The sequence below is a fragment of the Baekduia sp. genome, assembly GCF_035318805.1.
Lineage (GTDB): Bacteria > Actinomycetota > Thermoleophilia > Solirubrobacterales > Solirubrobacteraceae > Baekduia.
In genome coordinates this window covers 58,258-83,217 of the sequence record NZ_DATHDY010000030.1, presented here as the reverse complement: position 1 = coordinate 83,217, position 24,960 = coordinate 58,258, and the positions used below count along the sequence as shown (strand labels likewise).

22 protein-coding genes are annotated in these 24,960 nt (G+C 73.0%); 17 read left to right on the top strand and 5 right to left on the bottom strand.

Translation table 11 applies throughout. The features are described 5' to 3' along the window. The first annotated feature begins 6 nt into the window (after positions 1-6). From VK501_RS07780 to VK501_RS07755, 6 genes are read left to right on the top strand one after another with little or no spacing between them, the layout of a single operon-like run. Positions 7-1,698, top strand: coding sequence for a CTP synthase (locus tag VK501_RS07780; RefSeq protein WP_324336320.1), 1,692 nt, complete (start codon positions 7-9; stop codon positions 1,696-1,698). A 52-nt stretch (positions 1,699-1,750) separates the two neighbouring features. Further along, positions 1,751-2,905, top strand: a complete 1,155-nt coding sequence (locus tag VK501_RS07775; RefSeq protein ID WP_324336318.1) for a M20/M25/M40 family metallo-hydrolase — start codon at positions 1,751-1,753, stop codon at positions 2,903-2,905. Positions 2,906-2,915: 10 nt separating this feature from the next. Next, positions 2,916-3,467 (top strand): NUDIX hydrolase, encoded by a 552-nt coding sequence (locus tag VK501_RS07770; protein ID WP_324336316.1) that lies wholly within the window; start codon positions 2,916-2,918, stop codon positions 3,465-3,467. 37 nt (positions 3,468-3,504) lie between these two features. Beyond that, positions 3,505-4,068 carry a sigma-70 family RNA polymerase sigma factor gene (locus tag VK501_RS07765; protein ID WP_324336314.1) on the top strand — a complete coding sequence of 188 codons (564 nt, stop codon included), beginning with the start codon at positions 3,505-3,507 and terminating at the stop codon, positions 4,066-4,068. After that, positions 4,065-5,303 (top strand): hypothetical protein, encoded by a 1,239-nt coding sequence (locus VK501_RS07760; protein WP_324336312.1) that lies wholly within the window; start codon positions 4,065-4,067, stop codon positions 5,301-5,303. The genes VK501_RS07765 and VK501_RS07760 overlap by 4 nt, the downstream gene beginning before the upstream one ends. Next, on the top strand, positions 5,300-6,622 hold the full coding sequence (locus VK501_RS07755) for a hypothetical protein (RefSeq protein WP_324336310.1): 1,323 nt from the start codon (positions 5,300-5,302) through the stop codon (positions 6,620-6,622). Before VK501_RS07760 ends, VK501_RS07755 begins: the two co-directional genes overlap by 4 nt. A gap of 127 nt (positions 6,623-6,749) precedes the next feature. Here VK501_RS07755 and VK501_RS07750 read toward each other — a convergent pair whose 3' ends face one another. After that, positions 6,750-8,069 carry a transposase gene (locus VK501_RS07750; protein WP_324336308.1) on the bottom strand — a complete coding sequence of 440 codons (1,320 nt, stop codon included), beginning with the start codon at positions 8,067-8,069 and terminating at the stop codon, positions 6,750-6,752. A 267-nt stretch (positions 8,070-8,336) separates the two neighbouring features. Continuing rightward, a complete protein-coding gene (locus VK501_RS07745) occupies positions 8,337-8,855 on the bottom strand; it encodes a hypothetical protein (protein ID WP_324336306.1) in 519 nt (172 codons plus the stop codon). Between the two features lie 501 nt (positions 8,856-9,356). Here VK501_RS07745 and VK501_RS07740 point away from each other — a divergent pair. The 4 genes from VK501_RS07740 to VK501_RS07725 all read left to right on the top strand — a co-directional run bounded on the left by VK501_RS07740 (position 9,357) and on the right by VK501_RS07725 (position 14,579). Next, positions 9,357-9,989, top strand: coding sequence for a Crp/Fnr family transcriptional regulator (locus tag VK501_RS07740; RefSeq protein WP_324336305.1), 633 nt, complete (start codon positions 9,357-9,359; stop codon positions 9,987-9,989). 80 nt (positions 9,990-10,069) lie between these two features. Further along, complete coding sequence (locus VK501_RS07735) at positions 10,070-13,243, top strand: ATP-binding protein (protein ID WP_324336303.1); 3,174 nt, start codon at positions 10,070-10,072, stop codon at positions 13,241-13,243. Positions 13,244-13,261: 18 nt separating this feature from the next. Continuing rightward, on the top strand, positions 13,262-13,918 hold the full coding sequence (locus tag VK501_RS07730; protein WP_324336301.1) for a cyclodeaminase/cyclohydrolase family protein: 657 nt from the start codon (positions 13,262-13,264) through the stop codon (positions 13,916-13,918). A gap of 268 nt (positions 13,919-14,186) precedes the next feature. Then, positions 14,187-14,579, top strand: coding sequence for a hypothetical protein (locus VK501_RS07725; protein WP_324336299.1), 393 nt, complete (start codon positions 14,187-14,189; stop codon positions 14,577-14,579). 30 nt (positions 14,580-14,609) lie between these two features. On the opposite strand, the gene VK501_RS07720 is transcribed toward VK501_RS07725, so the two are convergent. Then, complete coding sequence (locus tag VK501_RS07720; protein WP_324336297.1) at positions 14,610-15,857, bottom strand: FAD-dependent oxidoreductase; 1,248 nt, start codon at positions 15,855-15,857, stop codon at positions 14,610-14,612. A gap of 119 nt (positions 15,858-15,976) precedes the next feature. Between VK501_RS07720 and xerD the strand changes: the two genes are divergently transcribed. The 4 genes from xerD (at position 15,977) to mutM (ending at position 19,725) form a co-directional block, all read left to right on the top strand. Further along, positions 15,977-16,927 carry a site-specific tyrosine recombinase XerD gene (gene xerD / locus VK501_RS07715; protein ID WP_324336295.1) on the top strand — a complete coding sequence of 317 codons (951 nt, stop codon included), beginning with the start codon at positions 15,977-15,979 and terminating at the stop codon, positions 16,925-16,927. Positions 16,928-17,019: 92 nt separating this feature from the next. Beyond that, positions 17,020-17,583: a hypothetical protein gene (locus VK501_RS07710; RefSeq protein WP_324336292.1), complete on the top strand. Its 564-nt coding sequence runs from the start codon at positions 17,020-17,022 to the stop codon at positions 17,581-17,583. Then, positions 17,580-18,779: a phosphopentomutase gene (locus VK501_RS07705; RefSeq protein WP_324336291.1), complete on the top strand. Its 1,200-nt coding sequence runs from the start codon at positions 17,580-17,582 to the stop codon at positions 18,777-18,779. The genes VK501_RS07710 and VK501_RS07705 overlap by 4 nt, the downstream gene beginning before the upstream one ends. Before the next feature lie 31 nt (positions 18,780-18,810). Further along, complete coding sequence (gene mutM / locus VK501_RS07700; protein ID WP_324336289.1) at positions 18,811-19,725, top strand: bifunctional DNA-formamidopyrimidine glycosylase/DNA-(apurinic or apyrimidinic site) lyase; 915 nt, start codon at positions 18,811-18,813, stop codon at positions 19,723-19,725. On the opposite strand, the gene VK501_RS07695 is transcribed toward mutM, so the two are convergent. Continuing rightward, complete coding sequence (locus tag VK501_RS07695; RefSeq protein ID WP_324336287.1) at positions 19,637-19,897, bottom strand: glutaredoxin domain-containing protein; 261 nt, start codon at positions 19,895-19,897, stop codon at positions 19,637-19,639. The two genes, mutM and VK501_RS07695, sit on opposite strands and share 89 nt — an antisense overlap. A 51-nt stretch (positions 19,898-19,948) precedes the next feature. On the opposite strand from VK501_RS07695, the gene recO reads away from it, so the two are divergent. Genes recO through VK501_RS07680 form a run of 3 tightly spaced genes read left to right on the top strand, consistent with a single transcriptional unit; the run spans position 19,949 to position 24,098 of the window. After that, positions 19,949-20,671: a DNA repair protein RecO gene (recO, locus tag VK501_RS07690; RefSeq protein WP_324336285.1), complete on the top strand. Its 723-nt coding sequence runs from the start codon at positions 19,949-19,951 to the stop codon at positions 20,669-20,671. An 11-nt stretch (positions 20,672-20,682) separates the two neighbouring features. Then, positions 20,683-23,343, top strand: coding sequence for a pyruvate, phosphate dikinase (gene ppdK, locus VK501_RS07685; protein WP_324336283.1), 2,661 nt, complete (start codon positions 20,683-20,685; stop codon positions 23,341-23,343). Further along, positions 23,340-24,098: a sulfite oxidase-like oxidoreductase gene (locus tag VK501_RS07680; RefSeq protein ID WP_324336281.1), complete on the top strand. Its 759-nt coding sequence runs from the start codon at positions 23,340-23,342 to the stop codon at positions 24,096-24,098. Before ppdK ends, VK501_RS07680 begins: the two co-directional genes overlap by 4 nt. Here the strand turns inward: VK501_RS07680 and VK501_RS07675 are convergent. Continuing rightward, a complete protein-coding gene (locus tag VK501_RS07675) occupies positions 24,018-24,938 on the bottom strand; it encodes a zinc-binding dehydrogenase (RefSeq protein WP_324336280.1) in 921 nt (306 codons plus the stop codon). The genes VK501_RS07680 and VK501_RS07675 overlap by 81 nt on opposite strands. Between the last annotated feature and the right edge of the window lie 22 nt (positions 24,939-24,960).

Here is a 24,960-nt window from a genome sequence, read left to right as displayed (position 1 = left end):
CGTTCAGTGCCTGAAGCCCACCGCAAGACCCGCTACATCTTCGTGACGGGCGGTGTCGTCTCGTCCCTCGGAAAGGGCATCGCCGCCGCCTCGATCGGTCGGCTGCTGGTCTCCAAGGGCTTCACGGTGGGCCTCCAGAAGTTCGATCCGTACATCAACGTCGACCCCGGCACGATGTCGCCCTACCAGCACGGCGAGGTGTTCGTCACCGAGGACGGCGCGGAGACCGACCTCGATCTCGGCCACTACGAGCGCTACACGGACTCGAACGCCAGCCGCGCGTCGAACGTCACCGCGGGCGGGATCTACAACTCGGTGATCCGGCGCGAGCGCCGCGGCGACTACCTCGGTGGCACGGTGCAGGTCGTCCCGCACATCACCGACGAGATCAAGCACCGCATCAAGCTGATCGGCGAGACCAACGACGTCGACTTCGTCATCACGGAGATCGGCGGCACGGTCGGCGACATCGAATCGCTGCCGTTCCTCGAGGCGATCCGCCAGTTCCCGGTGGACGTCGGCCGGCGCAACACGATGTTCCTGCACCTGACGCTGGTGCCGTACATCGGGCACGCGGGCGAGCTGAAGACCAAGCCGACGCAGCACTCCGTCAACGAGCTGCGCCGGATCGGCATCCAGCCCGACATGCTGCTCTGCCGCGCCGAGAACGAGCTCGACCTCGACATCCGCAAGAAGATCGCGCTGTTCGCGTCGCTGCCGGTCGAGGCGGTGGTCTCGGCGGTCGACGTCGACAACATCTACAAGGTGCCGCTCTGGTACGCCGACCACGACGTCGACGACTTCATCTGCGAGTACTTCGGCGTCGAAGACGCGCCCGAGGCGGACCTGTCGGCGTGGCGCGCGCTGATGGACAGCGCCGAGCGCGCGACGCAGACGGTCAAGATCGCGCTCGTCGGCAAGTACGTCGCGCTCGAGGACGCCTACAAGTCGGTCACCGAGGCCCTCAGCCACTCCGGCTTCCTGCACGAGGCCAAGGTCGAGGTCGACTGGGTCGACTCCGAGACGCTCGAAACCGACGAGATGGCCGTGCAGCGGCTCAGCAACGCCGACGGCATCCTCATCCCGGGCGGCTTCGGCGGCCGCGGCATCGAGGGCAAGATCCGCGCGGCACGCGTCGCCCGCGAGCGCCGGATTCCGTACCTGGGCGTCTGCCTGGGCATGCAGATCGCCGTCTGCGAGTTCGCCCGCCACGTGGCCGACATGCCGGGCGCGAACTCCACCGAGTTCGACATCGAGACCGAGTGGCCCGTCATCGACCTCCTGCCCGAGCAGAAGGAGGTCTCCGACCTCGGCGGCACGATGCGCCTCGGCGCCGATCCCGTGAAGGTCCACGCCGATACGGCCGCGCGCGAGATCTACGGCGAGGCCGTCATCTACGAGCGCCACCGTCACCGCTACGAGGTGTCGATCTCGCTGCGCAAGCGGCTCGAGAGCGCCGGGCTGGTCGTTTCGGGCACCTCGCCCGACGAGCGCCTCGTCGAGATGATCGAGCTGCACGACCACCCGTTCTTCGTCGCCTCGCAGTTCCACCCCGAGTTCAAGTCGCGCCCCGAGCGCCCGGCGCCGCTGTTCCGCGAGTTCGTGCGCGCCGCGCTGCGCCGCGCCGAGGAGCAGCACCCCGAGGGCGAGGTCCGCGCGTCGCGCTCGTCGGAGGCTGAGCCCGCCGAGACGCGGTGAGGGCGCTTCACTGGCGGTCGGCGACGACCGTGCCCGCGGCGAGGCCGGCCCGATGACACGGGCCTCGGCGGCGGAGCGCCGCCGCCTCAACGAGGTCTTCGCGGAGCTGTGCGCGATCCCGTCGCCCTCCGGCGAGGAGGCGGCGGTCGGCGCGCACGTCACCGCGCTGCTGGAGCGCGCCGGCTACGCCTGCAGCACCGACGCGCACGGCAACGTGTTCACGCGGTACGCGCCCCCGGCGGGGACGGACCCCGCTGTCGCGCCCGACCGCCGCTCCGTCCTGCTGTGCGCGCATCTCGACACGGTCCCGCACGGCACGACGCCGATCGAGCCCGTGCTGGTCGACGACGGCTGGGAGAACCGCCACGACGCGATCCTCGGCGCCGACAACAAGGCCGCCGTCGCGGTCATGCTGCTGGCGGCCGAGCGCGCGCGGAACCCGGCCCACCCACCCGCGCCCGTCGACCTCGAGCTCCTGTTCACCGTGCGCGAGGAGACCGCGCTGGCGGGCGCGAAGGCGTTCGACGTCTCCCAGCTGCGCAGCCCGTTCGGCTACGTCTTCGACCACGCCACGCCGATCGGGGAGATCGTCATGGCCTCACCGACCTACTACCGGCTCGAGGCGGAGTTCCGCGGGCGCGCCGCGCACGCCGGCATCCGTCCCGAGGACGGGCGCTCGGCGATCGTCGCCGCCGCGCGGGCGATCGCCGCCATGCGCCTCGGACGCCTCGACGACGAGACGACCGCCAACATCGGCTGGATCTCCGGCGGGTCGGCCGGGGCGACCAACGTCGTCCCCGATCGCTGCGCGATCCTCGGCGAGACGCGCTCCCTCGACCCCGCCAAGGCGGAGGCGATCGTCGCCGAGATGGTCGACCACTGCCACGACGCCGCCAACGAGCCGCTGTGCGAGTGCGACCTCGACGTCACCGTCGAGCGCCTGTTCGACGGCTACCGCCACAAGCCGAGCTCGCCGGCCGTGCTCGCCGCGCAGCGCGCGCTGCACGCCTGCGGCTACACGCCGCGCCCGATCGCCTCCGGCGGCGGCGCCGACGCCAACGCCTTCGAGGTGGCCGGCCTCCACACCGTCTGCCTCGCCAACGGCACCGAGCGCAACCACGAGCCGACCGAGCGCGTGAGCGTCGCCGCGCTGGACGGCATGCTGGACGTGACCTACGCGCTGCTGGACGCGGTGGCGGAGGGGTAGGGCGTTCCGCATGGCCCACGACGAGCGCACCTTCGAGCGCATCGCCGGCGAGACGAAGTACGAGGGACGGATCGTCACCGTCACCAACGACACGTTCCGCTACGCCGACGGCAAGACGGCCGACCGCGAGATCGTCCACACGACCGGCGCGGTCGGGATCGTCGCCGTCGACCACGAGGCGATCTGGCTCGTCCGCCAGCCGCGCGAGCCGGTCGGCGACCCCGACAGCCTCGAGATCCCCGCCGGGCGGCTGGACCGGGACGGCGAGACGCCGCTGGAGTCCGCCCGCCGCGAGCTGGCCGAGGAGATCGGCAAGCAGGCCGCGCGCTGGACGCCCCTGAAGGCCTACCGCTCGTCGGTCGGCTTCACCGACGAGGTCGTGCACCTCTTCCTCGCCGAGGAGCTCAGCGACGCCGACGGCGAGCACGACTCGGGCGAAGACGAGCGCATCGAGATCGTCCGCTGGCCGGTCGACCGCCTCGCCCAGGCCATCGACGAGGTCAGCGACTCCAAGACGCTCATCGGCCTCCTCCTGCTGGAGCGGCGCCGCGCTGCGAGGTAACGCGTCACAACGCTCACGGCCCGCACGTAGAGGAGGTGTGGCCCCCGACGAGCCCACCGACGCCGCGCTGCTGGCCGCCACCGCGCGCGATCCCGAGGCGTTCGGCCTGTTCTACCGGCGCCACGTCCGGGCCGTGCTCGCCTACCTGCTCTCGCGTACACGGCGGCCGGAGCTGGCCGCCGACCTGTGCGCCGAGGTCTTCGCCACCGCCCTGGAGGACGCCGACCGCTACGACCCGCGGCGCGCTCCGGCGCGCGCATGGCTGCTGGCGATGGCGGGCTCGCGGCTGGTCGACAGCGTCCGGCGCGGCCAGGTCGAGGATCGCGCCCGCACGCGGTTGGGGATGCCGCCGCGGGCGCTGACCGACCGCGACCTGGAGCGCATCGAGGAGCTCGTCGACCTCTCGCGGGGCCTGAGCGCGGATGCGCTCGTGGCCGACCTCCCGCCCGAGCAGCGCGACGCGGTCCTGGCGCGGATCGTCCACGAACGCGACTACGGCGACATCGCCGCCGACCTGCAGGTCTCCGAGGCCGTCGTGCGCCAGCGCGTGAGCCGCGGGCTCTCGGGGCTGCGGACGCGAATGGAGGCGGACTCGCAGTGAGCGACTTCATCGACGGCCTGGAGCGCGATCTGGTCGAGGCCGCGCGGCGGCGGGCGGCGGCGGGCGCAGCGGGGCGCGGCACCACGCGCGTCCCGCGGCGCCGGCCGCCGCTGCGCACGCTGCTCGTCGCGGCCGCGATCCTCGTGCCGACCGCGGGAACGGCCGCCGCCGGAACGCTGCTGGCGCTGCGGGGCAGCGCGATCCCCGCTCCCGACGCCGTGCCGCCCGAGCAGACGCCGGTGCCGAACACCTCGCGCGTCAGCGAGCTGCGCGCCGCCGATCCCGCCGCGGGGATCCCGCCGTGGACGGTCCGCGTCGCGCGCAGCGAGACGGGCCTGCTCTGCAGCACGGTCGGCCAGGTCGTCGACGGGCAGTTCGGGCTCGTCGGCCTCGACGGCCGGTTCCGCACGATCGCCGACGGCGTGAGCGACTCGTGCGGGTCGGAGCGCAGGGGCGCCGCCTCGCTGGTCGGCGCGCGGGTGTTCGACGCCAAGCAGCGCGCCGACGTGCGCACGGTCGTCAGTGGGTTCGGCGGGAGCGACCTGCGCCGCGTCGACGTCGAGACGCTCGGGCGCTCCGTGCGCGCGCCGGTGCGCGACGGCGTGTTCGCCACGGTCCTGCGCGGCTACCCGGAGGACAACGCGATCCGCGCGACGCTGACGTTCGCCTCGGGGCGTCACGAGGTCCACGACTTCGGCCGCAGCGCCTTCGTGGTTCCCGACCCGCTCGGCGGGCCGGCGTGGCGCACCACCGCCTACATGGTCTCGGGTGACCGGCGCTCATGCACCGCCTTCCGCTGGGCGCGCCAGGTGGCCGGCGGGCCCCAGAGCCCGACGGGCTGCGGCGACCTGGGCGAGGGGCGCCACCGACGCGGCTGGTACTTCGCGGTGCGCAAGATCCGGCCGGGCACCGGCGGCCGGCCCTTCGAGCTGCAGGGCGAGGGCAACTGGGGTCGGCATCCCGCGCGCACCGCCGTCTGGGGCGGCGCCGGCGAGGACGTCGCCGCGGTGTCGGTCCAGGTCGGCACCGGACGGCCGCGGCGGCTGACGATCCCGCCCAGCCGCGTGTTCCTCTCCGTGCTGGACCCGAAGGTCGATCTCGCCTCGATCACCGTGCGGCTGCGGCTCAAGAGCGGCCGGACCGTCGTCGCCCACGGGAGCACCGGCCTGGTGCACCACAAGCTCGCCAGCCGCGACCGCCCGCGGCCCGTGCCGCCGGCCGGGAGGAAGCCGTGACCGTCCGCCCGCTCATCCTGCTCGGCGCGCTGCTCGGCCTGCTGCTCGGCACGGTCGCGGCGTTCGCGATCCCGCGCACGAGCGCCGGCGAGCACGTCGCGACCACGACCGCGGTGGCCCCACCCGCGGCCGCGGGTCCCGCCGGCGTCGTGCGCACCGCCCCGGCGTGGCCGACGCGCGCCGACGTCGAGCTGCGGCTCGAGGGCACGCCCCGCGTCGAGGCCCGGGCCGCCGATCCGCTCGGCGGGCCGGAGTGGGCGGTGCGCGTGTTCCGCGCGGCGCGCGTGGTCAAGCCCGCGAGCCGGCGTCACGGCGTCGACCCGGTGATCGGCCACAACCTGTGCGCGCAGCTCGGCCGGCTCCACCGCGGGCAGTTCGGCTGGCTCGACGCGGAGGGCACGTTCCGCCCGCTGCGGGTCACGTCGCCGGGCACCGGGACCTGGTGCGGCTCGCGCGCCGCCGACCTGCGCCGCTCCCCGCAGTTCGAGACCCTCTCGACGATCACCGAGCCCTCGGCGCCCGCGGCGCGCGTGAAGTCGACCCTGGTCTGGGGCGTGGCCGGCAGCGCCGCCCGGGACGTCACGCTGAAGCTCGGCGACCGCACCGTCGCACCGGCGCCCACCGCCCATCGCGCGTTCCTGGCGGTCGCCGGGCCGGAGCTCGACCAGCACCGGATCACCGGGAGCGTCGCGTACCCCGGCCGCACCGTGCGCCTGCCCGTCGTGCGCCCCGGCGCGCCCTCGGTGTTCCACGGCGCGGACCCGACGGCGAAGCCGGGGACCGGACAGCCCGAGCTGGCGGCCCGCGCGCCGGATCCCAACGGGGGCCTTCCGTTCGGGCTGGTCGCGGGCCGCTCGGCCGACGGCGGCTGGTGCCTGGGCACCGGCGGGCGCATCGTCGGCGAGCGCGTCGGCGGGGTCGACTACCGGCGCGACACGCTGTCGGAGCTGCAGATCGGCGGCGGCTCGGGCTGCTCGAGAGGTGACGAGGCGAAGCTGTTTCGCCGCGTACCGGTGCTGCTGGGCTACTCGACCGGCGGGGGAGACCTGGCCGAGGAGGGCGGCGACAGCGGCGGCACCGGCCGCATCGCGCGGCGCACCCAGCCCGGCCTGATGATCTACAACGGCCGCGTCGCGCCAGACGTGGTCTCCGTGACCCTGGAGACGCCGCGCGACGTGCGGACGCTCATCCCCGGCGGCCCGGCTCACGCGATCCTCGCGGTCTACGACGGCTCGTTCCCGACCGGGCAGGTCCGCGTGATCGCGCGCTTCCGCGACGGCCACACCAAGGTCCAGACGATCGGCGACGTGGGGTTCTAGCTACTTGCCCCGGAAAAACGCTGCTGCGGAAGCGCCGGGGTGAGGAACGAAAACGGCCGCCCCGGGTGGGGCGGCCGCCTGCAAATCGGCTCCGGTTTGGATGGGTCCCGGTGCGGATCGGATGCTGTCAGGCGAGTCGGATGGCGAGGGTGTCGAGGTTGTAGGTCAGGATCGACCAGCCGACCGACGTTCGTGCTCCGGGCTGTCCTCTGAGTCGGGTGCGGCGCATGCCGTAGCCGCGTTTGAGGTGGCTGATGCGGCCTTCGGCGCCGACGCGGTAGCGCGCCAGGCGCCGGTCGGCGTGCGCAGTGCCGGCGCTCTGGCGCCCGGCGATAAAGACCTTGCTGGCGTCGGGCAGGTGCTCGGCAACGGGACCTGGTGCAAAGCCACCGTCTAACGCGACGTCGCGCGGGTTCAGTCCGGCTCTTCGCAACTCGGCGGCGGTGGCGCCCAGCAGGTCAGACTCGTTGGGTGAGCCGATCCTGGTGGGTGCCGGCAGGATCAGACCGCGCGCGCCGCGTCTGGTGTTCTCGGTGACTTCGGCCAGTTGGAAGACGTAGCCGAACTCGGTCGGCGAGCGCAGCTTGCCCTTGCGGATCGGACGCGCGTCGGGATCGGCCATCGAGACCAGGCGGTCGGTGATCTTCTCGCCAGCCAGGCGCTGAGTGATCTGCCGCGCGACCTTCTCAGCGCGATCGGCCAGCCCGTCGAGGCGATCGGCGGCGCGCTGCTTGGCCTTGGCGCCGCGCCCGCGCGCGCGCTGGCGCAACTGCTGGGCGAGCTTGCGCGCCTCGTCGACCGACCGCTGCACCAGTTGCCCGGCCTCACCGGTCAACCGCAGCACCGTGCTCTTGGCCTGCCCGGTGCGGCGCGCGACGGTGCGGCTGATCGCGCGCAGCTTCTGGCCCGCAGACCGCGAGCGGTCACGCACCCCGCGCGCGCCCTTGCCGGCCAGCGCCTTGACCTTGCGCGCCTCGCGCGCGAGCACGCGCGTGGCGTCGGCCGCCAGCGCGGCGTCGTTGGGGTAGCGGATGTCGGACTCCACCACGGTCGAGTCGATCCGCAGCGCCCGCGCGATGAAACGCCGCTCGCGCGTGGCCTTGTCGATCACCGCCCGCGTGATCTCATCCACAACATCGGGCCCCAGGCGGCGCGTCAGCTTGCGCACCGTCGACTCATCCGGCACGCGCTCAGTCAGCGCGATCCGGCAAAAGCGCCGCAGATGAATCGAGTCGCTGACCTCGCGCACCAGCGTCTCGTAGCCCCAGCCGGTCCGCATCTTGATCACCATCAACCGCACATAGCGGTCCATCGCGATCGACGGCCGCCCCTGGCAGCGCGCCGACAGCGCCCACGCCTCCCAGATCGGCGCCAGCAACGCGCGATCGTCCAGCAGCACGTCCAGCGCCGCCAGATCCTCGGGCAGCTCGCGCACCTCGATCGGCAACCCAACGTCAAACAGGCACTCCGCCTGAGGCCCAACAAGTCGTAGCATCCATCCTCCAAACCACCGATTTGCAGGCCAAACACTGTCAAACCGGCCGGACAGACCCCGATTCACATCACGAGTTTTTCCGGGGGAAGTAGCCAGGGAGGGTGTGGAGCGCGGCCCCTTGGTGACCTGGCCGACCGCGCCGAAGGGGCGCGACCGTCAGCGGTCCCGCCCCCGGTGCGGTACGTCGACCGCGCCCCTCCGGCGAACGACGCCGGCAACCTATGGGTAGTAGCACCAGTCGGTGTAGCCGGTGAAGCCGCCTTCGCGGTAGCTCGGCGCCCACCCAGCGGCCATCGTCATGACGGACGGGTCCGCGATCTGCCAGAGCACCTTGATGTACGCGTCCTGGCCGGGGGAGATGGTCCAGTCGGTCGTCGCCGCGGGCGCCTGGTAGTCGCGCTGGACCAGCGGCCCGATCCACCTCGACCCACCCGCCATGGGCACCCACTCATCGGTTTGGGTGCGCCCGTGGTAGATGTAGAGCCACGGCTGGACGTAGAGGCCGCCGACGTTGGGGAAGTTCGCGACGACGTAGCCGCCGTTGGCGTTGTTGGTGACGCCGTCGCCAGAAGCCGTCGGCGACGAGAAGCACGACGTCGTGTTGTCCAGGGGCGTGCTGATGATTCCGAGGTCCGTCCACGGACTGCCCTGGACTGCGGCCTGCACCTTCGGGGCGTCCCCGGAAGGCGCGCTCGCGGGCGCCTGCGGCACCGGCTTGTCGGCCGCGGCGGGCGGCACGGCAGGCGGCGCGGAGGCGGGCTTGCGCTGGGTCAGAGGCCGACAGTGACGGCCCACTCGCTTCTTGCCCTTCGGACACCGGGTGCGGTGGCGTTTGTGGACTGCGCTACCGCGCGTCGCCGCGTGCCCGATCGCGGCGAGGTGCGTGGTCGACGCCGCGACTCCGGCTCCGGGCGCCCGTTCCGCCACCTGGCTCGCGGCGACCGGGGACGTTGCGACGGAGGCGGCGGCCACGGTGGCGACGAGCAACTTCGTGATGTTGTGCGACATGGTGTCTCCTTGGGCGCTGGGCCCGGTTGGAAAGGCGATGTCCACACGTTCGGCGACCTCGTGTCCGCGGTCGTGCTGCCTCGCGACACCGGCAGTGTCACCGCCGTCACACACGGAGGCGCACGGGCGTTCGGGTACCGGACGCCCGATCTCGCGATGCGTTGCGGCGTCCGGGCGAGTCTGAGATCGTCGCGGCCGGTCATGGAGTGGAACCTGCTGAGCGGTCTGAGCGTGGATGAGCGACGCGAGCTGCTCATGGTCGCGCGGCGCCGGACGTTCGCGCGCAACGAGGTCGTCTTCCATCGCGACGACCCGGCCGACACGATGCACCTCATCGTCCGTGGTCGGTTCGCGGTACGGATCGTCACGCCGCTGGGCGACACGGCGACGCTCGCGCTACTGTCACCGGGTCAGACGTTCGGCGAGGTGGCGCTCCTGACGGAGGAAGGCCGGCGGACGGCCACCGTGCTGGCTTTGGAGCCAGGCGAGACGCGGTCGCTGCACCAGGTCGACTTCGCGGCGTTGCAGCGCCGGCACCCGCAGGCGCTCGACGTGCTGGTTCGGGCGTTGGCGACGCGGCTCGACGCGCTGTCGGCGCAGCTGGTCGACGCGCTCTACGTGCCGGCCGACCGCCGCGTGTTGCGGCGCGTCGCCGAGCTCGCCGCGCTGTACGGCGAGGGCCGCGACGGCGAGGTCGCGATCCCGCTGACCCAGGAGGACATCGCCGGCCTGGCCGGCACGTCGCGCGCGACCGTCAACCGCGTCCTGCGCGAATGCGAGGCCCGTGGCCTGGTCCGTCTCGAGCGCGGCCGCACGGTGGTCTTGAACGCTGCCGCGATCGTCCGCGGTGGCGGGGGGCGCTGACGGCCGCAGCGGTCCCGCCCCTAGACTGGTGGCCACGGCCCAGGGCCGGTTGATCTCACGGGATCTGAGGGAGCGAGACGATGTCAGCCCACTGCCTGCGGTGCGGTGAGCGCGCCCCGTCGGGCGCCCGCTTCTGTCCGTACTGCGGGTCGGCGCTGGAGCCGGTGACGCGCAGGCAGGAGGAGCTGCGCAAGCCTGTCACCGTCCTGTTCTGCGACCTCGTCGACTCGACGGCGCTGGCCGCGCGCCTGGACGCGGAGTCGGTGCGCAAGGTCATGAGCCGCTACTTCGCGGCCATGCGCACCGCCTTGGAACGCCACGGCGGAACCGTCGAGAAGTTCATCGGCGACGCGGTGATGGCGGTGTTCGGCGTGCCGGTGGTGCACGAGGACCACGCCTTGCGCGCGGCCCGCGCCGCCACCGACATGTGCGCTGCCCTCCGCTCGGTCAACGATGAGCTGCTGACGTCATACGGCCTGGAGCTGGCGCACCGCATCGGGATCGAAGCCGGCGAGGTCGTGGCCGGCGACGGCGCCGGCGGAGAGCACTTCGTCCACGGCGACGTCGTCAACGTGGCTGCCCGCATGCAACAGGCCGCAGGCGCCGGCGTCATCCTCCTCGGTCCCGGAGCGCGACGACTGCTCGGCGATCGGGTCGCGGTGGAGGACATCGCACCGCTGCGGCTGAAGGGCAAGCTCGAGCCCATGCCGGCGTGGCGTCTGGCCGGCCTGCCAGCCGCGGAAGCGCCAGGCGCCGGGCCGCCACTGGTCGGACGAGAGCGGGAGCTCGACCGACTGCTCAGCATCTTCGCGCAAGCCGGCGAGCGTCCAGGGTCGCCGCTGGTGGTCGTCCTCGGCCATGCCGGCGTCGGCAAGTCGCGTCTGGTCGAGGCGCTCGTGGAGCGGGTGCGCCCCGATGCTCGCGTGACGCGCGGGCGCTGCCTGCCGTATGGCGAAGGCCTGACCTTCTGGCCGGTCGTGGAGGTGGTGCGCGATGCGGCCGGGGTCGACGATGCCGACGACGATGCCGTCATCCGAGCGAAGATCTCGGAGGTGGTCGCCGGCGAACGCGACGGCCGTCTCGTCGCGGGTCACGTCGGAGGGCTGCTCGGGATCGACGAGCCTTCACGCTCGCCCGCTGAGACCTTCTGGGCGGTCGGCCGACTGCTGGCCGCGCTCGGGCGGCGCCGGCCGACGCTCGTGGTCTTCGACGACGTCCACTGGGCCGAGACCGCGTTCCACGAAGGGCTGGAGGTGATGGCAGGCGCCGTGCGGGAAGCGCCCACGGTGCTCGTGTGCCTGGCCCGTCCCGACCTGCGCGCGGCACGGCCCGAGCTCGTGGGGGCCGGCGGACCCGCGACGGTGATCGAGCTGGATCCGCTCGACACGGAGTCCACGTCGAAGGTCGCGCTCGCGACGCTCGGGGCCTCGTCGCTCCCGCCCACCTTGGTGGATCGCGTGGTCGCGGTGTCGGGCGGGAACCCGCTGTTCGCCCAAGAGCTCGTCCGCACGCTGATCGACGACGGAGCCCTCCGGGGCGGCGAGCCGATGGGCGAGCTGACGCAGATCGCCTTGCCGCCGACGGTCCATGCGGTCCTGGCGGCCCGGCTGGATCGCCTGCCGGGATCCGAGCGGGCGATCGTCGAACGCGCGTCCGTCATCGGCGAGGAGTTCTGGCGGACGCCGCTGGTCGAGCTGTGCCCGGCCGAGCTGCGCGGTGCGGTCGACCGGGGGCTGGCCGGCCTCACCGACAAGGATCTGATCTGCATCGCGCTCTCGCATCCCGGCGGGAACCCGGCGTTCCGGTTCGGGCACCTGCTCATCCGTGATGCCGCCTACTCGGGGATCCTCAAGGACGTCCGCGCCCAACTGCACGAGCGCTTCGCCGACTGGCTCGAGGACGAGGACACGACCAGCCAAGGCCAGTCGGAGGAGATCATCGCCCACCATCTCCAGCGCGCCCACGAGCTGCGCGCCGAGCTGCGGCCGCTCGGACCCGACGAGGACCGGCTCGCGGCGCGGGCGGCGGCCCTTCTGCAGCGCGCCGGCGGCCGTGCACTGAGCCGCGGCGACATGACCGCCGCCGCCAAGCTCCTCACCCGCGCGGCCGGCCTCATGGACCCGACGTCGGTCGCGCGCGTGGCGCTGTTGCCTGATCTCGGCAAGGCGCTGGTCGAGGTGGGCGAGTTCGGCGCCGCCCGCCGAGTCCTCGACGAGGCGGTCGTTCTCGCCGCGGCGCGTGGGCAGCGCGGGATCGCGTGGCGCGCGCGTGTCGGCCGCGCCGAGCTGGACCTCTGGCAGGCCGCGCTGGTCGAGGATGTCATCGGTGTGGCCGAGCAGGCCGTCGAGGAGCTCGCGTCCTTGGGTGATGAGACCGGGCTCGGACGCGCGTGGCATGTGCTGGCCACGTGTCGCTTCCAGCGGGGCAGCGCTGCCCAGGCGGACCCCGCCTGGCGCGAGGCGGCGCGACATGCACGGGCGGCCGGCGACCGGCGTCTGGAATCCGAGGCGCTGACCTGGCTGATGATCAGCGCCTGGATCGGCGCGCCTCCGGCTCGTGAGGGCATTCGCCGCTGCGAGGGCGTGATGCGCGAGCACCCGGATGACCGGCGCCTTCAGGCCTTCGGCATCATCGAGCAGGCGCCGATGCGCGCGATGGGCGGCGACGTGCCGCAGGCCCGGGCGCTCCTGGCTCGCGGGCGCGCCATGGCCGCTGAGATGGGCATGACGCTCGCTGCCGCCGGCGCCTCCCAGGAAGCCTTCGTCGTCGAGATGCTCGCCGGGGTGCCGGAACGCGCCGAGGCGGATCTGCGCGACGCCTGCGCGACCCTGGAGCGGATGGGCGAGGGCAGCTTCCTCGTCACGCGGCTTGGGGCTTTGGCGGAGGCGGTCTACCGGCAGGGCCGGTACGACGAGGCCGGCGAGATCGCGCTCCGGGCACGCGATCTGTCCCCCGCCGACGACGTCGACGCCCAGATGCGCTGGCGCGCCGTGGACGCCAAGGTCCGCGCCCGCGCCGGTGACCTCGACCACGCCGAGGTGCTCATGCGGCAGACGCTCGAGCTCTCCGGCGCCACCGACGACATCCATCTGCGCGCCTACCTCAACGTGGACTTGGCCGAGATCCTGGAGCTCATGGGACGAGCGCGCGACGCGCGCGACACGCTGTGCTGCGCCCGAGAGCTGTTCCGCTCCAAGGGCGACGTCATCTCGACGCGGCGGGTTGAGGCCGAGATCGAACGCGTCGCGCGATAAGCGGGTACGACTGCTGGTGTGGGCGATCCCGAGCATGCCCGAGCGAATCGACGCCTTGCGCATCGCTCGCTGTGCGACGTCACGGCGGCGCTCGCGTCGTCCCATGAGACCGCCGCGGCGGGCCCCGCTGCGGCGATCACCGTCGCTATGGCGGCGGCGCTGACCGCGAAGGTCGCGCGCGCGACGCGCACATCCTGGGTCGAGTCCGGAGGCGCGATCGCCGGCGCGGAGTCCCTGCGGGCGCAGGCCGAGGCGCTGATCGACCTCGACGTCGACGCGTTCCGGGAAGCGCGGGCCGCATTGGTGCGGACCCACCCCAACGCGTCGGCGCGCGGCGGTCCGACCGGGCCCGGGGCCGTGCCGCTTCCCGCCCACGACACCGGTCAGCGGATGACCCAGACGCTTCTGCGCGCGGCGGACGTCCCGCTGGCGATCGCCGAGGTGGCACGCGACATCGCCGACGTGGCGCTCGAGGTCGTGCCTCACAGCGAGCGCGACCAGCGGCCCGACGTGCTGGTCGCCGTCACGCTCGCCGCCGCCGGCGCGCGCACGGCGGCGACGCTCGTCCGCGTCAACCGAGCGCTCGAGCCCGACGACCCGCGGGCGGCCCGGGCCGCGGCGGCGGCGCAGGCGGCCGACGCGGCTGAGGCGTCGGCCTATCGCCTGCGGGGGTGACGGCTCACCGGTGCGGCGACCCGGCGGGCGAGTTCGGCGAGTGCGATTGCGCGCTGACCCATTGCGTTGTATTCCTAAGCGGGAGGGCGACGGGACAGTGGCCCTCGGAAGCGGGCGGTGGATCATCGGCGAGCGGGAACGCCGCGACGTTCGGGCCTGGGCCTGTCGTTCCCAGCCCGGCCGTCAGCCCCGTGTAGCGGCAGGTACGGCTACCACCACACTTGCCCGCGAGGGTGTGACCTTCGGCCCGGCCCGCCGTTGAACGAGCATGACCCGCTCGAACGTCCTCCCCCTCGCCCTGCTCGCGGTCGCCGTCGCCGCCACGCCCGCGGCCACCGCCGGCGCCGCGATCAAGAACCCCCAGGCCGACGCCGCGATGCGCAAGGGCATCCGCGACGTCGCGCGCCTCACGCCCGGCGGCGCGACGGCATCGAAGATCAAGGTCACGTGCCCGCCGGTCAAGAAGGTCAACCAGCAGCGCACGTGCTCCGGCACGTTCCGGTTGACCAAGGACGGCCGCAGCGCCGACTACACGCTGACCTCCCGCAACCACGTGCTGCGGATCTCCCAGGGCGCGATCGAGTACCGCGTCTCGGCGAAGGCCGCCAAGAAGGTCAAGGGCCTGCCCGCCACCACCGACCTCGCCGGCTTCCTGCAGTAGCAGCGCTCGACAGATCGAGGCGTGCGTCGCCTACTCGCTCGACGATCGGCGCGCGAACGACGGGGCGTGCTCGGGGAGCGCGCCGATCGCGACGATGTAGGCGGGGATCGCCTGGAGTCGCGGGAACCGCCGCAGCAGCCGAGTGAGCCGCGACGGCCTGTGCGGGCCGCCGTCGCCCTGGCCGAGCGGTCCCGAGAGGACCGGCTGGAAGACAAGCCGGTGGGCAAGGCGCTGCAGCGATTGCGTGACGAACGTCGGCGCCCACCGGCGCACCTGCACGCGCGCCAGGTCGCCCAAACGCACCTCGCCACGGCCTACCGGCGCGGCGAGGTACCGTGCGGCGGCGACGGCGTCCTGGATGGCGAGATTGATCCCCACCCCGCCGACCGGGGACATCGCGTGGGCCGCGTCTCCGATGCACAGCAGGCCAGGGTCGAACCAGCGCGGCATCCGATCGAGGCGCACGGCAAGCAGCTTGACGTCGTCCCAGCCGCGCACCGCGCCGAGCCGGTCGGCGAGCTCCGGAGCGAGCGCCGCGATGCGCCTGCGGAACGCCTCGATGCCTTCCGCGCGCAGCCGGGCGTCGCTGCCCTTGCGGATCTGGTAGCCGACCTGGAAGTAGCCGCCACGGTCGATCATGACGAGCAGTGCCGCGTCGTCCACCCGCACGTCGAGGCCCTGGAGGTCGGCCCCGCGGCGGGGTACGCGGAACCACCAGATGTCCATCGGCACCCCGAACTCGCGCACGCGCAGCCCGCTGGCGCCTCGTACGGCAGACGTCCGGCCGTCGCACGCGACCGTCAAGGCTGCGCGCAGCTCCCCGTCGCTGCCGTCGGCGTCGAGGTACCGCACGCCGACCACCCGCCCGTGCTCGCGCAGCAGCCCGGTGACCTCGACGCCCCTGCGCAGCGTGAAGGACGGCTCTTGGCGACCGGCATCGGCGAGCAGTTCCAGGAACTCCCACTGCGGCACCATCACGATGTGCTTGTGCGGCCCGGGCAGCAGGCCGAGATCGACCACGAAGCTCGTGCCCGCCTGGAGCGGGAGCGGCAGGTGTTGCACCACGCGCTGCGGCATCGCCGAGAACCGCTCGCCGAGTCCGAGCTCGTCGAGCAGCGTCAGGGTCGAGGCGTGCACCGTGTCGCCCCGGAAGTCGCGCAGGAAGTCGTCGTGCTTCTCCAGAACCGTCACCGCAACGCCGCCGCGGGCCAGCACGACCGCGAGCATCAGCCCGGCGGGGCCGCCACCGACGACACAGCAGCCGGTCCGTTCTGGCATCCGTGTCAGCGTGGGTTCCTCCTCCCGCGTTGTCAACCGGCTAGCAGCGCTCGGCGGCCGGCCGGCAGGTTCCTTGCATCGCGAGGAGCTGGCCGGTCGGCCCCGAACCAGTGACCACCATGGCCGTCGCCCCGGCAGCGCCCGACACCCGGGCTCTCGAGCTCCACGTGCTCGACTTCCTCGCCTACCTCGAGTTCGAGCGTGGGCTGTCTCGCAACACCCTCGAGGCCTACCGCAGCGACCTGCTGCAGTTCGGCCAGCACCTGCGCGCCACCCGCACCGACGTGCTCGAGGCCCAGCACAGCGACCTCGCCGGGTTCCTCGACGCGCTGGCCGCCGGCTCGGAGACCCGGCCCGCGGCCCGGCCCGCCACGCTGCAGCGCAAGGCCGCGTGCCTGCGCTCGTTCTACCGCCACCTGCGCCGCGAGTCGCTCATCGGCCACGACCCGACCGCCGACCTCCGGGCGCCGCGCAAGAGCCAGAAGCTGCCGAAGGTCCTCTCGCGCGGCGACGTGGACCGGCTCCTGCGCGCGCCGAAGGGCACCGAGCCCGCGGCGCAGCGCGACCGCGCGCTGCTGGAGCTCATGTATGCCTGCGGACTGCGCGCCAGCGAGGCGATCGACCTCGAGGTCGGCGACCTCGACCTCGAGGCCGGCGTCCTGCGCGCTCGCGGCAAGGGCTCCAAGGAGCGTCTGGTGCCCGTCGGCCGTGAGGCGGTCGCCGCCGTCACGCTCTACCTGCAGCGGGGCCGGCCGGCGCTGACCGCCGCGACCGACGACCGCCACCTGTTCGTCAACCGCCGCGGCACGGGCCTCACCCGTCAGGGCCTCTACAAGATCGTCCAGCGCCATGCCCGGTCGGTCGGGCTGCAGGATCGGATGAGCCCCCACACGCTGCGCCACACCTTCGCCACCCATCTGCTGGCCGGCGGCTGCGACCTGCGCGCCGTGCAGGAGATGCTCGGCCACGCGGACATCGCCACGACGCAGATCTACACGCATCTCTCGGCCGAGCGCCTGAAGGACGTGTACTTCAGCGCCCATCCGCGCGCGGGGGGCTCGGCGGCATGACCGACGCGCTCGCGGATGGGCCCCCACCCGCGTGCCGGCGGACGCGGATGAACGTCCATTCCGGCGCCGGTCCGTGTCACGATGACCGGTCCATGCGTCGACCCGCCTCCTTCGCACTCACCGCTGCGGCTGTGGCCGCGCTGGCCGTCGCCGGCTGCGGCAGCGACTCGCCGACGTCCACGACGACCGCCGCCGTCCAGGTGCCGGGCGGAGCCTACCCGGCGCAGGGCATCAGCTTCACGGCGCCGACAGGGTGGACCGTCGACTCGGGCAAGGGCGCTCTCGTCGCCACGGCGCAGGCCGGCCAGGCGACCGTCGCCGTGTGGCGCTATCCCCGCACCCAGAAGCTCCCCAAGAGCCAGGCCGAGCTGAAGGCCGCGCGCGACGCCTTGCTGAAGGCCGCCCGCAAGCGCGACGTCACCTTCGAGCAGATCAAGACCGCCCCGACCACCATCGCGGGCAAGCCTGCCGTCCAGATCCGCGCCCGCCAGCACATCGCCGGCCAGCCGCGCACGATCCGCTCCACGCACATCTACGCCAACGGAGCGGAGATCGTCATCGACGCCTACGCCGACGCCGACAGCTTCCGCAAGACCGATGCCGAGGTGTTCCGTCCGCTGCTGCGGTCGCTGCACGTGACCAAGCCGAGGTCGTGAAGGGTCGCGCCCTCGTCGTCGTCCTGGACGCCTGCGGGGTGGGCGCCCTGCCCGACGCGGCGGACTACGGGGACGCCGGCGCCGACACGCTGCCGCACGTCGCCCAGGCTGTCGGCGGGCTGAAGGTGCCGAACCTCGGACACCTGGGCCTGGGCAACATCACCGCGATCCTCGGCGTGCCGCCGTCCTCGGCCCCCGCGGTGCACGGGCGCCTGCACCCGCTCGGGCCCGGCAAGGACTCGACGACCGGCCACTGGGAGCTGATGGGCGCGGTGACGCCCGCGCCGCTGCCGACCTATCCCGACGGCTTCCCGCCCGAAGTCGTGGAGCGCATCAAGGCCGTCAGCGGTCACACGTTCTGCTGCAACAAGCCATACAGCGGCACGGCGGTGATCGACGACTACGGCGAGCACCACCTGCAGACCGGCGAGCTGATCCTCTACACCTCGGCCGACTCGGTCCTGCAGATCGCCGCGCACGACGACGTCCTGCCCGAGCCCGGGCTGCACGCGGTCTGCGCGAAGATCCGCACGGTCATGACCGGTGAGCACGCGGTCGGCCGGGTCATCGCCCGGCCGTTCACCGGCGTGCCCGGCGCGTTTACGCGCACGACCGGGCGCAAGGACTTCTCGGTCGACCCGCCGTCGCGCACCTACCTCGACGAGCTGCACGACGACAAGGTCCCCGTGCACTCGGTGGGCAAGGTGCACGACCTCTTCGCGGGCCGGTCCATCGACGTCGCCCACGCCGGCAAGACCAACGCACAGGCGCTCCAGGCGACCACCGAGCTGCTGCGCACGCTCGAGCGCGGGCTGATCTTCGTCAACCTGGTCGAGACCGACCAGCTCTACGGCCACCGCAAGGACGTCGAGGGCTTCCACGCCGCGCTGCGCGAGATCGACGAGGCGGTCGGCATGTGGGTGCGCCTGCTGGGGCCCGACGACCTGCTGATCCTCACCGCCGACCACGGCGTCGATCCCGACACCGACCACAACGACCACACCCGCGAGCACGTCCCGCTGCTGGCGGTCTACGAGGACGGCGACAGCCACCGCCACGACGGCCCGATGGCCGACGTCGGCGCGACGGTCCTGCGGTGGCTGACGGGCCGCGAGGTCGCCGAGCTCCCGGGCGTGCCGATCACCGGCGACGGGTTCAGCACCGCTGACGCGTTCAGCGAGGTCCCGCCGGTCTAGGGGGTCGGCGCCGCGTACCCTGAAGGCAGCGATGCCCGAGCTGCCCGAAGTCGAGACGATCCGCCGCCAGCTGGCGCCCCACCTCGAGGGGCGGACCCTGCAGCGCCTGGAGATCCGCGACGCGCGGTGGTGCTCGCCGGTCGGCGCGGAGGACCTCAGCGGCGCGCTGGAGGGGCGGCGCATCGAACGGGTGAGCCGCCGGGGCAAGTACTTCGTCTTCGAGCTCGAGGACGAGGTCTTCCTGCTCGTCCACCTGCGCATGACCGGCACGCTGCTGCTGGACTGCGCGCCGGAGACGCCCTACCAGCGCGTGATCTTCACGCTCGACGACGGCCGGGCGCTGCGGTTCTGCGATCCGCGCCGGTTCGGCACCGGCGAGCTGGTGCTGGGCTCCGACGCGCTGGACGCGTTCTTCGCCGGGCGGCTGGGCATCGAGCCGCTGGGTCCCGAGCTGACCGGCACGCGGCTGCGCGCGCTGGCCCGCGGCCGGCGCGCACCGATCAAGGCCTTCCTGCTGGACCAGCGCCACATCGCCGGCGTGGGCAACATCTACGCCGACGAGGCGCTGTTCCGGGCGCGGATCCATCCGCTGCGCCCGGCCGGGAAGCTGACCGGCGCGCAGTGCGAGGCGCTGGCGGACGCGGTGCGCGTGACGCTGGTGGCGGGCATCGACGCCGGCGGATCGACGATCGACGACTTCCGCCACCCCGACGGCGTGCAGGGCTCGTTCCAGAACGAGTTCCTGGTGCACCTTCGCCGCGGGGAGCCGTGCCACACCTGCGGCACGGCGGTGATCAAGCTCGTCGCGGCCGGGCGCGGGACGTACGTGTGCGAGTCCTGCCAGCCCCGGCCGCGGGTCAGGCGGCGGCCTTCAGCAGCTCAGCCAGTCGCCCTGACTGATCCGCGGCCAGCGTCTCCTGGAAGCCTCCCACCAGCTCGTCGTTGATGAGCACCTGGGGGAAGCTCATCATGCCGGTGCGCTGCAGCAGCTCCGCGCGGCCGTCCGGATCGCGTGCGAGGTTGATCTCGTCGAACTCGACCCGGCGAGCGTTCAGCAGCTGCTTGACCCGGACGCAGAACGAGCACGGGTCGGTGGTGTAGACGGTGACGTTGGCCATTACTTCAGCAAGGATAGCGACGGTTCTGCGACCGCCCGCCGAGGCAGGACCATGTCCGGACCGCTGAAGACCGAGGCCGTCGTGCTGCGCTCGATGCGGTTCGGCGAGGCCGACCGGATCCTCCACCTCTACACCCCCGAGCGCGGCCGGATCTCCGCGATCGCCAAGGGCGTGCGCAAGACGCGCAGCCGCTTCGGCGGGCGCCTGGAGCCGTTCTTCCGGCTGCGCCTCGTCCTGCACGAGGGGCGCTCGGACCTCCTCACGGTCACGAGCGCGGAGACGATCGACGCCCACCCGCGCCTACGCGACGGCGGCCCGACGCTCGACGCGGCCGCGCGCGCCTGCGACGCCGTCAACCGCCTGTTCGGCGAGGCCGAGGCCCAGCCGCCGGTCTTCCACCTGCTGTGCAACGAGCTCGCGCTGCTGGAGGCCGACGCGCGCCACGCCGACCTCGCCAACCAGCTCGCGTTCCGGCTCAAGCTGCTCGTGGCCGCCGGGTTCGCGCCCCAGCTGGCGGCCTGCGCGGCGTGCGGCGAGCGCGAGCACCTCGTCGGCTTCAGCGGCGCCGCGGGCGGCGTGGTCTGCCCGGCGTGCGAGGCCGGCGGCTTCGCGCTGGCCGAGGAGGCGCACGCGTTCATGACCGACGCGCTGGCCCGCCCGCTGGCCGAGGCGCCCGCCGGGTCGCCCCGTGCCCTGCGCCAGGCGGAGCGTGCGATCGCCGAGACGGTCGAGCACCACGCCCACGTCCGTTTGCGCGCTGCGTCGCGCGGATAGGGTCTGGCGCCATGGGCAGCGCCGACGGAACGTCCGACAAGTGGGTCTACGAGTTCGCCGAGGGCTCCCGCGAGATGCGCGATCTCCTGGGCGGGAAGGGGGCCAACGTCGCGGAGATGACGCGGGTGCTCGGCGCGGACCGCGTGCCCGCGGGATTCACGATCACGACCGAGGCGTGCGTGGCCTACATGAATGCCGAGCAGGCGTTCCCGGAGGGGCTCGACGAGCAGGTGGCGACCGCGCTGGCGCGGCTCGAGGAGCACGCGGGCAAGGCGCTGGGCGACAGCGACGATCCGCTGCTGGTCTCGGTGCGGTCCGGCGCGCGCGAGTCGATGCCCGGCATGCTGGACACCGTCTTGAACCTCGGGCTCAACGACGAGTCGGTCGAAGGGCTCGCACGCAAGACCCGGAACGAGCGCTTCGCCTGGGACTCCTACCGGCGCTTCGTGCAGATGTACGGCAACGTGGTCGTGGGGATCGAGGGCGAGCGCTTCGAGGACGCGATCAAGGCCGCCAAGAAGGAGCGCGGCGTGCGCGACGACACCGAGCTGGACGTCGACGCGCTGCGCGAGCTGACGCAGACGTTCAAGGGGTTCTACGAGTTTCCCGCCGATCCGCAGGAGCAGCTGCAGGGCGCGATCCGTGCGGTGTTCGACTCGTGGGTGGGCGATCGCGCGGTCTCCTACCGGCGCATCAACCACATCCCCGACGAGTGGGGGACGGCGGTCAACATCCAGCAGATGGTCTTCGGCAACAAGGGCGACACGTCGGGGTCGGGCGTCGCGTTCTCGCGCGACGAGGTCACGGGCGAGCCCGAGCCGTCGGGCGACTTCCTGCCCAACGCGCAGGGCGAGGACGTCGTGTCGGGCGTGCGAACGCCGCGCGACATCCGCGAGCTGAAGGACTGGCAGCCCGAGGTCCACAAGCAGTTGATGGACATCCTGCGGACGCTGGAGCAGCACTACGGCGACATGCAGGACACGGAGTTCACGGTCGAGGAGAGCCGGCTCTACATGCTGCAGACGCGCAACGCCAAGCGCCCGGCGCAGGCGGCGGTGCGGTTCGCGGTCGACGCGGTGGGCGAGGGCCTGCTGGACAAGGGCGCCGCGCTGGCCACGATCGAGGCCGAGAAGCTCGACGCGCTGCTGCACCCGACGTTCGATCCGGGCGCCGAGTTCAACGTGCTGGCCAAGGGCGTGGCCGCGTCACCCGGGGCGGCCAAGGGCGAGATCGTCTTCCTGGCCGACGACGCGGTGGCCGCGGCAGCCGACGGACGCGACGTCGTGCTCGTGCGGCCGTTCACCGAGGCCGAGGACGTCGCGGGCTTCCACGCCGCCAAGGGCGTCCTGACCTCCGAGGGCGGCAAGGCCTCGCACGCGGCGCTCGTCGCGCGGGGCATGGGCGTGCCGGCCGTGACGGGCGCCGGGTCGCTGGAGATCGACGTGAAGGCCGGCGAGGTCCGGCTGGACGGCCAGGTCGTGCTGCGCGAGGGCGAGCTGGTCGCCATCGACGGGACCACCGGCTGCATCACGACCGACGACGTCCCGCTGATCGATCCGGAGATGAGCGCGGAGTTCCGGACGGTGCTGGGCTGGGCCGACGAGCTGCGGCGGCTGGACGTGCGGACGAACGCCGACACGCCCGAGGACGCGCGCAAGGCGCGGGAGTTCGGCGCGCAGGGCATCGGCCTGTGCCGGACCGAGCACATGTTCTTCGGCGAGGATCGTCACGAGAAGATGGTCAACGTGATCCTCGCCTCCGACGACGAGCAGCGCCGCGCCGCGCTGGACGAGCTGCTCGGCCCGCAGCAGTCGGACTTCGAGGGGATCTTCGAGGCGATGGACGGGCTGCCGGTGACCATCCGCCTGCTCGATCCGCCGCTGCACGAGTTCCTGCCCAAGCTGCACGACGTCGAGGCGCAGGTGGAGCGCGCGCGCGTCGAGCGCTCCGACGACCTCGGCCGGCTCGAGCACACCTTCGAGCGCGTCCGCGCGCTGCAGGAGGTCAACCCGATGCTCGGCACCCGCGGCGTGCGCCTCGGCATCCTCTACCCGGCGATCTACGAGATGCAGATCGAGGCGATCTTCCGGGCGCTGGTCGCCGCGCGCGGGCGCGACGTCGACGTGCACGTCGAGGTCATGGTGCCGCTGGTGGACTACCGGCGCGAGCTCGCGCTGCTCCGGGAGCTGATCGAGCGCGTGGCCGGCCGGCACTCGCTGACGCGCGGCGAGGACTACTCGATCGGCACGATGATCGAGCTGCCGCGCGCGTGCCTGCGCGCTGACGAGATCGCCCACGAGGCCGACTTCTACTCGTTCGGGACCAACGACCTCACCCAGACGGCGCTGGGGTTCTCGCGCGACGACATCGAGGGGCGGATCCTCGCGCGGTACATCGAGATGCGGGTCTTCGACCGCTCGCCGTTCGAGACGCTCGACGGGCCGGGCGTCGGTCAGCTCGTGCGCATGGGCGCGTGGCTGGGACGCAAGACCAAGCCCGAGCTCAAGCTCGGCGTCTGCGGCGAGCACGGCGGCGATCCCGACTCCATCGACTTCTTCCATCACTCGGGGATGGACTACGTGTCGTGCTCGCCCTACCGCGTCCCGGTCGCGCGCGTCGCGGCGGCGCAGGCCGCGGTCCGCAACGTCGACCCCGACCTGGCGACGCGATGAAGCTCACGTCCTCGGTGTTCGGCGCCCGCGGGCGCAAGCGCGCGACCAAGCTCGGCATCGACCCGGCGCGCCTGCCGCCCGGCCAGTCGCCGACCGTGAAGTGGCCGGTGCTGACGGTCGGGCCGACGCCCGACGTGGACGTGGCGAGGTGGTCGCTGTCCTTCTATGGCGAGGTGGAGGAGCCCTACGCGCTGCGGTGGGACGAGCTGCAGGCGCTGCCGCAGGTGCAGCAGGTCAGCGACCTGCACTGCGTGACGCGCTGGTCGCGCTTCGACACCGCCCTGACCGGCGTGCGCGTCGGAGAGCTGCTTGAGCGGGCGCGGCCGCACGCGAACGCCACGCATGCGCTGATCCACGCCTACGGCGGCTACTCCACCAACTTGCCCCTGGAGGCGCTGCGCGCCGCCGACGCGCTGATCGTCCACCAGGCCGACGGCGCCCCACTGGCCCCCGCGCACGGCGGCCCGGCGCGGCTGGTCGTGCCGTCGCGGTACCTGTGGAAGTCGGCGAAGTGGGTCCAGTCGATCGAGCTGCTGGACCACGACGAGCCGGGCTTCTGGGAGCGCAACGGCTACCACAACGACGGCGACCCCTGGACCGAGCAGCGCACCCACGAGGACCCCGTCGCGCTCCGCGCGCTCCGGCGGCGTGCGCGCGGCAAGGGGACGGGGGCGTCAGTCCACGTTCAGCACCGCCTTGCCACACACCTCGCCGTCGAGGAAGGCCTTCAGCACGCGGTCCGCCTCGCGCCATGAGGCGACGAGATCGATCTGCACGTCCAGGCGGCCGGCGGCCACGCGCTCGGCGAGCCGCGCGAGATCGCGCGAGCCGGACTGCTGCCGGCGCAGCTCCGGGAAGACGAACAGCCCGTGCACCGTGGCCCCCGGCGACTCGCCGAAGAGCGCCCGCGTGGGGTAGGTGACGGGCTCGGGCACGGTGGAGCCGTAGCTGACGACGGTGCCGCCCGGGTTGACGCGCTGGATCGCCGCCCCCAGGACGTCGCCGCCGATCGCGTCGAGGATCGCGTCGAAGCCCTCGCCCTCGGGCGCGAGAAACGGCGCGACCTCGTCGGCGCCCAGCTCCGCGAGACCCTCCATGCGGCGGGCGATGGCGGTGACGTGCGCGCCACCGTCGCGCGCGAGCTGGATCGCCATCCGGCCGACGCCGCCCGAGGCGCCGGTGATCGCCACGCGCCGGCCGAGCACGAAGCCGCAGATCTGCAACGCCAGCAGGCTCGTCAGCCCGGCCACGGGCAGGCAGGCGGCCTGCTCGAAGGTGACCTCGTCGGGCAGCTCGGCCAGAAGCTCGGTGGGCACCGCGGCCCGCTCGGCCCACGCGCCCACCGGCTGTTTGAGCCCCACCACGCGCGCGCCCGCTGGTGGCCCGCTGCCGTCGGCGGCCGCCTGCTCCACCTGGCCGGCCAGGTCCCAGCCCGTGATCGCCCCGGGATCCATGGTGGCCAGGTGCCGCACCTCGCCGCGGTTCAGCGAGACCGCCCTGACCCGCACGAGCGCCTCCGACGGCAGCGGCCGCGGATCGGGCGCCTCGGCCAGCGTGGCGTACGGCGGATCGGCGGCGACGACCAGTGCGAGCATGTCGTGAACCTAGCGAGCACCC

Excerpts from the sequence above, each read along its gene's own strand:
- VK501_RS07775 (WP_324336318.1), top strand. The coding sequence starts at position 1,751 with ATGACACGGGCCTCGGCGGCGGAGCGCCGCCGCCTCAACGAGGTCTTC.
- VK501_RS07770 (WP_324336316.1), top strand. The coding sequence starts at position 2,916 with ATGGCCCACGACGAGCGCACCTTCGAGCGCATCGCCGGCGAGACGAAG.
- VK501_RS07735 (WP_324336303.1), top strand. The coding sequence starts at position 10,070 with ATGTCAGCCCACTGCCTGCGGTGCGGTGAGCGCGCCCCGTCGGGCGCC.
- VK501_RS07725 (WP_324336299.1), top strand. The coding sequence starts at position 14,187 with ATGACCCGCTCGAACGTCCTCCCCCTCGCCCTGCTCGCGGTCGCCGTC.
- VK501_RS07720 (WP_324336297.1), bottom strand. The coding sequence starts at position 15,857 with ATGCCAGAACGGACCGGCTGCTGTGTCGTCGGTGGCGGCCCCGCCGGG.
- xerD (WP_324336295.1), top strand. The coding sequence starts at position 15,977 with ATGGCCGTCGCCCCGGCAGCGCCCGACACCCGGGCTCTCGAGCTCCAC.
- VK501_RS07710 (WP_324336292.1), top strand. The coding sequence starts at position 17,020 with ATGCGTCGACCCGCCTCCTTCGCACTCACCGCTGCGGCTGTGGCCGCG.
- mutM (WP_324336289.1), top strand. The coding sequence starts at position 18,811 with ATGCCCGAGCTGCCCGAAGTCGAGACGATCCGCCGCCAGCTGGCGCCC.
- VK501_RS07695 (WP_324336287.1), bottom strand. The coding sequence starts at position 19,897 with ATGGCCAACGTCACCGTCTACACCACCGACCCGTGCTCGTTCTGCGTC.
- recO (WP_324336285.1), top strand. The coding sequence starts at position 19,949 with ATGTCCGGACCGCTGAAGACCGAGGCCGTCGTGCTGCGCTCGATGCGG.
- ppdK (WP_324336283.1), top strand. The coding sequence starts at position 20,683 with ATGGGCAGCGCCGACGGAACGTCCGACAAGTGGGTCTACGAGTTCGCC.
- VK501_RS07680 (WP_324336281.1), top strand. The coding sequence starts at position 23,340 with ATGAAGCTCACGTCCTCGGTGTTCGGCGCCCGCGGGCGCAAGCGCGCG.
- VK501_RS07675 (WP_324336280.1), bottom strand. The coding sequence starts at position 24,938 with ATGCTCGCACTGGTCGTCGCCGCCGATCCGCCGTACGCCACGCTGGCC.